Here is a 235-nt window from a genome sequence, read left to right as displayed (position 1 = left end):
CTTTTGTCAATATCAGCCGCATCCATAAGTGCTTGTATCTCAGATTCCATAAGTTCCGATCCCACCCTTCTTAATCCTTCTTTCAGTTCATCAAATGTTATAGTTCCACTGTTGTCAGTATCAATCATTTTGAATAACTCTTTTAGACCACCAATCTCTTCTTCAGAGAGGCTTTCAGCAATAACCCTTAGAGCCATCTTCTTAAGCTTGTTCATTGCAGAGAACTGCTTCAGAC

General features: G+C 39.1%; 1 protein-coding gene. It reads right to left on the bottom strand.

Features of this window, described 5'->3' with window-relative positions:
• Window positions 1-215: EF-hand domain-containing protein (locus Q0795_RS17185; RefSeq protein ID WP_298891797.1), on the bottom strand; the 215-nt coding region annotated here is incomplete at its 3' end.
• Window positions 216-235: the final 20 nt, after the last annotated feature.

The sequence above is a fragment of the uncultured Serinicoccus sp. genome, from assembly GCF_947487915.1.
In the GTDB taxonomy this organism is placed as follows: Bacteria; Actinomycetota; Actinomycetes; order Actinomycetales; family Dermatophilaceae; genus Ornithinicoccus.
Note: the sequence above shows the minus strand (reverse complement) of the source record. Positions and strands in the feature narration are given on the sequence as shown.